Origin of the sequence: Streptomyces sp. RerS4, assembly GCF_023515955.1 — a bacterium.
Classification (GTDB): Bacteria; Actinomycetota; Actinomycetes; order Streptomycetales; family Streptomycetaceae; genus Streptomyces.
Map to the genome: position 1 here is coordinate 6,045,729 of NZ_CP097322.1, position 9,744 is coordinate 6,055,472.

A 9,744-nucleotide genomic window follows, 5' to 3' on the forward strand; every position below is an offset into this window, starting at 1 on the left:
CCCCCCGCCCCGTCCGGCACCCCCGACCACCACGGACAGACCCGTACGACCGCCTCTCTGGCATGGAGCCACGCACATGGTGAACGAGGACAAGCTTCGCGACTACCTCAAGCGGGCGACCGCCGATCTGCGCCAGGCCCGCAGGCGGTTGCGCGAGGTAGAGGAACAGAACCAGGAGCCCATCGCGATCGTCGCGATGAGCTGCCGCTACCCCGGAGGCGTCCGCACCCCCGACGACCTGTGGCGGCTCGTCGCCGACGGCCGCGACGCGATCTCCGGCTTCCCGGCCGACCGCGGCTGGGACGTCGAGACGCTCTACGACGCCGACCCCGACAGCGCCGGATCCAGCTACGTCAGCGAGGGCGGCTTCCTCTACGACGCCGCCCGCTTCGACCCCGCGCCCTTCGGGATCTCCCCGCGCGAGGCCCTGGCGATGGACCCGCAGCAGCGGCTGCTGCTGGAAACCTCGTGGGAGGCGTTCGAGCGGGCCGGCATCGACCCGACCTCCCTGCGCGGAAGCCGGACGGCCGTCTTCGCCGGCGTGATGTACCACGACTACACCGCCCGCCTGGACACCGTCCCCGAAGGCGTCGAGGGCTTCCTCGGCACCGGCAGCTCCGGAAGCATCGCCTCCGGCCGCGTGGCCTACACGTTCGGCCTCGAAGGCCCGGCCGTCACCGTCGACACCGCCTGCTCGTCCTCCCTGGTCACCCTCCACCTCGCCGTGCAGGCCCTGCGGGCGGGGGAGTGCACCATGGCCCTCGCCGGCGGTGTCACCGTCATGGCCACCCCGGCCACCTTCACCGAGTTCAGCCGCCAGCGCGGCCTGGCCTCCGACGGCCGCTGCAAGCCCTTCGCGGCAGCCGCCGACGGCACCGGTTGGGGCGAGGGCGTCGGCATGCTCCTCGTGGAACGCCTGTCCGACGCGCAGCGCCACGGACACCCCGTACTGGCCGTGATCCGCGGCAGCGCCATCAACCAGGACGGTGCCTCCAACGGCCTGACGGCCCCCAACGGCCCCTCCCAGCAGCGCGTCATCCACCAGGCCCTCACCAACGCCCGCCTGGGGGCCGCCGACGTGGACGTGGTCGAGGCCCACGGCACGGGCACGACCCTCGGCGACCCGATCGAGGCGCAGGCGGTGCTGGCCACGTACGGGCAGGACCGCCCGGCCGCCCGGCCGCTGCTGCTCGGCTCGATCAAATCGAACATCGGGCACACGCAGGCCGCCGCCGGCGTCGCGAGCATCATCAAGATGGTCGAGGCGATGCGGCACGGCGTCGTCCCGAAGACCCTCCACCTCGACGAGCCCACCCCGCACGTCGACTGGGAGGCGGGCGCCGTTTCCCTCATCGGCGAGAGCGTCCCCTGGCCGCAGACCGGCGCCCCGCGTCGTGCGGGTGTGTCGTCGTTCGGGTTCAGCGGGACGAACGCGCACGTGATTGTGGAGCAGGCGCCGGAGGCGGTCGAAGCTTTCGAGGTCGAGCCGGGTGTCCGTTCGGGTATGCCGGTGGTGCCGTGGGTGTTGTCGGGTAGGAGTGCGGCGGCGTTGCGGGCGCAGGCGGAGCGGTTGGCGGGTCTGCCGGAGTTGGATCCGGTGGATGTGGGGTGGTCGTTGGCGTCGACGCGTGCGGGTTTGGATCACCGGGCGGTGGTGTTGGGTGATCATGCTGCCGGTGTGCGTGCGGTGGCTTCGGGTGGGATGGCGGCCGGTGTGGTGACCGGTTCGGTGGTGGGTGGGAAGACGGTGTTCGTGTTCCCGGGGCAGGGTTCGCAGTGGGTGGGGATGGCCGCCGGGCTGCTGGAGTCGTCGCCGGTGTTCGCGGCGCGGATCGAGGAGTGCGCGAAGGCGCTGGAGCCGTTCACCGAGTGGTCGTTGCTCGACGTCCTGCGTGGTGTTGAGGGCGCGCCCTCGCTGGAGCGGGTGGATGTCGTTCAGCCGGCGTTGTTCGCGGTGATGGTGTCGTTGGCCGAGGTGTGGCGGTCCACCGGTGTGCGTCCGGGTGCGGTGATCGGTCACTCGCAGGGGGAGATAGCCGCCGCGTGTGTGGCGGGGATCCTGTCGTTGGAGGACGCGGCCCGTGTGGTGGCTCTGCGGAGTCAGGCCATCGGTCGGGTGTTGGCGGGGCTGGGTGGGATGGTGTCCGTGCCGCTGCCGGCTGCCGCGGTGCGGGAGCGGATCGGGCCGTGGGGTGAGGAGCGGATCTCCGTCGCCGCCGTGAACGGGCCGTCGTCCGTGGTGATCTCGGGTGAGGTTCAGGCGCTGGACGAGTTCCTGGCCGCGTGCGAGGTCGATGGCGTGCGGGCCAAGCGGATCGCGGTGGATTACGCCTCCCACTCCGCGCAGGTGGAGCTGTTGAGGCAGGAGCTGGCCGAGCTGCTCGCTCCGATCGTCCCGCAGGACGCGGAGGTTTCCTTCCTGTCGACCGTCACCGGCGAATGGGTCAACGGCCCCGAGCTGGACGGTGGTTACTGGTTCCGTAATCTCCGTCAGACGGTGGAGCTGGAGGAGGCCACCCGGACCCTGCTCGACCAGGGCTTCGGTGTGTTCATCGAGTCCAGCCCGCATCCGGTGTTGACCGTCGGGATGCAGGAGACCGTGGAGGACGCCGGCCGTGAGGCCGCGATCCTGGGGTCGCTGCGCCGTAACGAAGGCGGTCTGGAGCGCTTCTGGCTCTCCCTGGGCGAGGCCTATGTCCGTGGTGTGACCGTGGACTGGGACGCCGTCTTCGCCGGTACCGGTGCCCGGCGCGTCGACCTGCCCACCTACGCCTTCCAGCAGGAGCACTACTGGCTCGAAAGCGGCACCGCCGAGGACCCGGAGGCCGCCGCCTACCCGGTCGACGCGGTCGACGCCCGCTTCTGGGAGGCGGTCGAGCGCCACGACGTGGCCGCCCTCACGGCGGAGCTGGACATCGACGCCGACGAGACCCTCGCCGCGCTCCTGCCCGCGCTCTCCTCCTGGCGGCGCCAGAGCCAGGAGCGCTCCACGGTCGACGGCTGGCGCTACCGGATCACCTGGAAGCCCGCTCCCGAGCCCGCCACCGCCCGCCTCGACGGAACCTGGCTGGTCGCGGTCCCCGAGGCGGCCGAGGCCGTTCCCACCGCCGCCGTTCTGCGTACGCTCGCCGAACACGGCGCCGACGTACGACAGATCACCGTCCCCCGCACCCACGACGTCCGGGCGGCGCTGGTCGAGCGGATCCGCGAGGCGCTCGCCGACGGCCCCGCCGTGGCGGGTGTGCTCTCGCTCCTGACCCCTGCCGGGACCGAGGCCGAGCCGATCGGTGTGGCCGCGCCGGCCGGGGTCATCGCCACGCTGTCCCTCGTCCAGGCCCTCGGTGACGCCGACGTTGCCGCCCCGCTGTGGTGCGTCACCCGGGGAGCCGTCTCCGTGGCCCGCTCCGAGCGGCAGACCGATCCCGCGCAGGCCCCGATCTGGGGGCTCGGCCGGGTGACGGCCCTGGAGCACGGCGAGCGGTGGGGCGGCCTGATCGACCTGCCGTCGGAGGCCGATGACCGCGTGCTCGAACGGCTCGCGGGGGTGCTGGCCGGGGACGCGGCCGAGGATCAGGTCGCCGTCCGGTCCTCCGGGTTGTTCGTACGCCGTCTCGTGCGGGCCCGGCTGTCCGACAGCCCCGCTGTACGCGAGTGGCGTCCGAGCGGAACCACTTTGGTCACCGGTGGTACGGGTGCGCTGGGCGCGCACGTGGCGCGTTGGCTGGCGTCGAACGGCGCCGAGCACCTGGTGCTGACCAGCCGTCGGGGTGCCGAGGCGCCCGGCGCGGCCGAGCTGCGCGAGGAGTTGACCGCGCTCGGCGCCGAGGTCACCCTCGTCGCCTGCGACGTCAGCGACCGCGACGCCCTCGCCGCCCTCATCGCCGCGATCCCCGCCGACCGGCCCCTGACGGCCGTCGTGCACACGGCGGCCGTCCTGGACGACGGGGTCATCGAGACGCTGACCCCCGAGCAGATCGAACGCGTCCTGCGGGTCAAGGTCGACGCGACCCTGCATCTGCACGAGCTGACCCGCGACCTCGACCTCTCCGCGTTCGTCCTCTTCTCCTCCTTCGCCGCCACCTTCGGCGCCCCCGGCCAGGGCAACTACGCGCCGGGCAACGCCTTCCTCGACGCCTTCGCCGAGTACCGGCGGGCCGAAGGCCTGCCCGCGACCTCCCTCGCCTGGGGCCCCTGGGGCGACGGAGGCATGGCCGAAGGCGCCGTCGGCGACCGGATGCGCCGCCACGGCGTCATCGAGATGGATCCCGAACGGGCCGTCAGCGCCCTGCGGCACGCCCTGGACCGCGACGAGACCACCCTGACCGTCGCGGACATGGAGTGGAAGCGCTTCGTCCTCGCCTTCACCTCCGGCCGCGCCCGGCCGCTGCTGCACGACCTGCCCGAGGCACGCCAGGCCATGGAGCCCGCCCGCGATGACGCGGCGCAGGACGGCGGCGGCGCCGCCGTCCTCGTCCGGCGGCTCGCCGGGCAGCCCGAGGCCGAGCAGGAACGGCTGCTGCTGGAGCTGGTCCGCACCGCCGTCGCCGCCGTCCTCGGCTACGCGGGCCCCGACGCGGTGGAGGCCGGCCGGGCCTTCAAGGAGCTGGGCTTCGACTCCCTCACCTCAGTCGAGCTGCGCAACCGGCTCGGCGCCGCCGCCGGCCTCAAGCTGCCGCCCACCCTCGTCTTCGACTACCCGACCCCCACCGTCCTCGCCCGCCACCTGCGGGCCGAACTCGCCGGTCACCGTGCCACCGGCGCCACGCCCGTGCCGACGGCCGCCACTTCCGGGTCCGAGGACGAGCCGATCGCCGTCGTCGCGATGAGCTGCCGCTTCCCCGGCGGGGTCCGCAGCCCCGAGGAACTGTGGCAGCTGCTGGCCTCCGGCGGCGACGCCCTCTCGCGGTTCCCCGCCGACCGGGGCTGGGACGTCGAGGCGCTCTACGACCCCGACCCCAACGCCCAGGGCACCTCCTACACCCGCGAGGGCGGCTTCCTCACCGACGCGGCCTCCTTCGACCCGGCGTTCTTCGGGATCTCCCCGCGCGAGGCCCTGGCGATGGACCCGCAGCAGCGGCTGCTGCTGGAAACCTCGTGGGAGACCTTCGAGCGGGCCGGGATCGACCCGGAGACCCTGCGGGGCAGCCAGTCCGGCGTGTTCGTCGGCACCAACGGTTCCGACTACTCCCACCTGGTACGCGGCGCCGCCACCGAAGGCCTCGAAGGGCACCTGGCCACCGGCAGCGCGGGCAGCGTCGTCTCCGGCCGGCTCTCCTACACGTTCGGTCTCGAAGGCCCCGCCGTCACCGTCGACACCGCCTGCTCGGCCTCGCTCGTCGCCCTGCACCTCGCGGTGCAGGCGCTGCGCGCGGGGGAGTGCTCCATGGCCCTGGCGGGCGGGGTGACGGTCATGTCGACGCCCGGCACCTTCATCGAGTTCAGCCGCCAGCGCGGCCTGTCCACCGACGGCCGCTGCAAGGCCTTCTCCTCCGACGCCGACGGCTTCAGCCCGGCCGAGGGCGTCGGCATGCTGCTCGTGGAGCGCCTGTCGGACGCGAAGCGCAACGGTCACCCCGTCCTCGCCGTCATCCGCGGTACCGCCATCAACCAGGACGGCGCCTCGAACGGCCTCACCGCCCCCAACGGCCCGTCCCAGCAGCGGGTCATCCGCCAGGCCCTGGCCAACGCCCGGCTGACCCCGGCCGAGGTCGACGTCGTGGAAGCCCACGGCACCGGCACCACGCTCGGCGACCCGATCGAGGCACAGGCCCTGCTGGCCACCTACGGCCAGGACCGGCCGGAGGGTCGGCCGCTGCTGCTCGGCTCCATCAAGTCGAACATCGGCCACGCCCAGGCCGCCGCCGGTGTGGCCGGCGTGATGAAGGTCGTCCTGTCCATGCGGCACGGCGTCCTGCCGCGGAGCATCCACATCGCCGAGCCCACCCCGCACGTCGACTGGAGCGCGGGCGAGGTCGCCCTGCTGACCGAACGGCGGGCCTGGCCCGAGACCGGCGGCCGGCCCTGGCGCGCGGGTGTTTCCTCGTTCGGATTCAGCGGGACGAACGCCCATGCGATCATCGAGCAGGCCCCGGCCGAGCAGGGGTCCGAGGACCCCGAGGCGCAGGGGACCCCTGTGCCGCCGGCACCCCACCCCCTACTGGCCGCGACGACCCCGGACGAGAACGACGCCGAGCGCACCGCCCCGCTGCCCTGGCCGCTCACGGCCAAGAGCGAGAAGGCGCTGCACGCCCAGGCGGATCGGCTCCTGAACCACCTCGCCACCCGTCCTGACCTGCGGAGCAGCGATCTCGGCCACTCCCTGGCCACCACCCGCACCGCCCACGACCGCCGCGCGGTCGTGATCGGCCGGGACCGGGAGGAACACCTCGCGGGCCTCGCCACCCTGGCCGCCGGAGGCACCGCACCCCTGCTCGTCCAGGGGTCGGTCATCGGGGGCAAGACCGCCTTCGTGTTCCCCGGACAGGGGTCGCAATGGGTGGGAATGGCGGAAGCGCTGTTGGACGCTTCACCCGTGTTTGCAACCCGGGTGGATGAGTGTGCGAAGGCGCTGGAGCCCTTCACCGACTGGTCGTTGGTGGACGTGCTCCGGGCCGCCGACGGCGCGCCCTCCCTCGACCGGGTGGATGTGGTCCAGCCGGCGTTGTTCGCGGTGATGGTGTCGCTCGCCGAGATGTGGCGGGCGGCGGGTGTGCGTCCGGGTGCGGTGATCGGTCACTCGCAGGGGGAGATAGCCGCCGCGTGCGTGGCGGGGATCCTGTCGCTGGAGGACGCGGCCCGTGTGGTGGCCCTGCGGAGTCAGGCCATCGGTCGGGTGTTGGCGGGGCTGGGCGGGATGGTGTCCGTGCCGCTGCCGGCTGCCGCGGTGCGGGAGCGGATCGCGCCGTGGGGTGAGGAGCGGATCTCCGTCGCCGCCGCCAACGGGCCCTCATCCGTGGTGATCTCGGGTGAGGCGCAGGCCCTGGATGAGTTCCTGGTCGCGTGCGAGGTCGATGGCGTGCGGGCCAAGCGGATCGCGGTGGATTACGCCTCGCACTCGGCGCAGGTCGAGCTGTTGAGGCAGGAGCTGGCCGAGCTGCTCGCTCCGATCGTCCCGCAGGAAGCGGAGGTTCCTTTCCTGTCGACCGTCACCGGTGAGTGGGTGAAGGGCCCCGAGCTGGACGGTGGTTACTGGTTCCGCAATCTCCGTCAGACGGTGGAGCTGGAGGAGGCCACCCGGACGCTTCTGGACCAGGGCTTTGGTGTGTTCATCGAGTCCAGCCCGCATCCCGTCCTGACCGTCGGGATGCAGGAGACCGTGGAGGACGCCGGCCGTGAGGCCGCGATCCTGGGCTCGCTGCGCCGTAACGAAGGCGGTCTGGAGCGCTTCTGGCTCTCCCTGGGCGAGGCCTACGTCCGTGGTGTGACCGTGGACTGGGACGCCGTCTTCGCCGGCACCGGCGCCCGGCGCGTCGACCTGCCGACGTACGCCTTCCAGTCGCAGCGGTTCTGGCCCGAGGCCGCGCCCGCCGACCCCGAGGCGCCGCCGGCCGAGAGCGCGCTCGACGCCCGTTTCTGGGACGCCGTCGAACGCGAGGACCTTGCCGCGCTCACCGCCGAGCTGCACATCGAAGGCGACCAGCCGCTCACCGCCCTGCTCCCGGCGCTGTCCTCCTGGCGGCGCGAGAGCCGCGAGCAGTCCACCGTGGACGGCTGGCGCTACCGCGTCACCTGGAAGCCGCTGGCCGAAGCCGGTGCCACGCGGCTCTCGGGGGCCTGGCTGGTCGTCGTGCCCGAGGCCTTGGCCGGCCCGGACGCCGACACGGCCGCCGCCGTGCTGCGTACGCTCGGCGAGCGCGGCGCGGAGGTCCGTACGGTCACCGTGGCCGCCGACGCGGCCGACCGGGACGCGCTCACCACCGCCCTCAAGACCGCCACAGGCGGGGCCACCCACCCCGCCGGCGTCCTCTCCCTCCTCGCCCTCGGCGACACCGACGCCGCGCCTCTGCGCGAGCACCCCGGGCTGCTCGCCACCGCCGCGCTCGTCCAGGCCCTCGGCGACGCCGACGTGGCCGCGCCGCTGTGGTGCGTCACCCGCGGCGCCGTCTCCGTGGCCCGGTCCGAGCGGCTCCAGGACCCGGCGCAGGCACTGCTGTGGGGCTTCGGCCGCACCGCCGCCCTGGAGTTCCCCGACCGCTGGGGCGGTCTGCTCGACCTGCCCGCGCAGGCCGACGAGCGAACCCTCGAACGGCTCGTCGGAGTCCTCGCCGGGGACGGGGCCGAGGACCAGGTGGCGCTGCGCGCCTCCGGCCTGTTCGGCCGGCGCCTGGTCCACGCCTCCCTCGCGGACGCGCCCGTCGTGCCCGCCTGGAAGCCGCGCGGTACGACGCTGGTCACCGGCGGTACGGGCGCCCTCGGCGCCCACGTCGCCCGCTGGCTCGCCGAGAACGGCGCCGAGCACCTGATCCTGACCAGCCGGAGCGGCCCCGACGCACCCGGCGCGGCCGAGCTGCGCGAGGAACTCACCGCGCTCGGCGCCCGCGTCACGCTCCGCGCCTGTGACATGGCCGAGCGGGACGCCGTGGCCGCACTCCTCGCGGCCGTGCCCGCCGACCTGCCGCTGACCGCCGTCGTGCACACCGCCGGTGTCCTCGACGACGGGGTGATCGACGGGCTGACCCCCGAGCGGTTCGCGACCGTACTCGCCCCCAAGGCGGACGCGGCGCTGACCCTCCACGAGCTGACGCGCGACCTCGACCTGTCGGCGTTCGTCCTGTTCTCCGGCGTCGCCGGCACCCTGGGGGACGCCGGGCAGGGCAACTACGCCGCCGCCAACTCCTACCTCGACGCCCTCGCCGAGCAGCGGCACGCCGACGGGCTGCCCGCGACCTCGGTGGCCTGGGGCCGGTGGGGCGACAGCGGACTGGCCGCCGGCGGCGCCATCGGCGAACGGCTCGACCGCGGCGGCGTACCGGCCATGGCGCCGCGCGCCGCGATCCGGGCGCTCCAGCAGGCCCTGGACCACGCCGAACCGGCCGTCGCTGTCGCCGACATCCAGTGGGAGCGGTTCACGCCCGGCTACACCGCCGTACGGCCCAGCCCGTTCCTCGGCGATCTGCCCGAGGTGCGCCGGCTCGCGCGGACGGCCCCGGCCGCCGGCGAGGCGGGCGAGGGCGCGGCCGGGGCTCCGGGCGAGGCGCTGCGCCGCCGGCTGGCCGTGATGCCGCAGGCCGAACAGGCCCTGGCCGTACTGGAACTGGTGCGCTCCCACGCGGCGACCGCGCTGGGTCACGCCGGTACCGACGAGGTGGGCGCGGGCCGCGCGTTCAAGGAGCTCGGTTTCGACTCCCTGATCGCCCTGGAACTGCGCAACCGGCTGAACGCCGCCACCGGACTCAAGCTTCCGGCCACGCTGGTCTTCGACCACCCGACCCCGGCGGTCCTCGCCGAGTTCCTGCGGGCCGAGATCGTCCAGGACGGCAGCGCGGCGGCCGCGCCCGGCATCGCGGAACTGGAGAAGCTCGAATCCGCGCTCTCCGTCCTCGACCCGGACGTCCGGACGCGCGCCGACATCGCCTCGCGCCTCCAGGCCCTCCTGGCGAAGTGGGGTGAACCCCAGGCCCATTCGAGCGGCGAGGCCGTGGCCGAGAAGCTCCAGGAAGCCACGCCCGACGAGCTCTTCGACTTCATCGAGAACGAGCTCGGTATCTAGCACAGCGGACAGCAGGCAGTAACAGCACAAGGGTT

At 73.6% G+C, this 9,744-nt stretch carries 1 protein-coding gene; it reads left to right on the forward strand.

The features are described 5' to 3' along the window. Window positions 1-76: 76 nt before the first annotated feature. Window positions 77-9,709 (forward strand): type I polyketide synthase, encoded by a 9,633-nt coding sequence (locus M4D82_RS27395; RefSeq protein WP_249768733.1) that lies wholly within the window; start codon window positions 77-79, stop codon window positions 9,707-9,709. The last annotated feature ends 35 nt before the right edge of the window (window positions 9,710-9,744 follow it).

Excerpts from the sequence above, each read along its gene's own strand:
- M4D82_RS27395 (WP_249768733.1), top strand. The coding sequence starts at position 77 with ATGGTGAACGAGGACAAGCTTCGCGACTACCTCAAGCGGGCGACCGCC.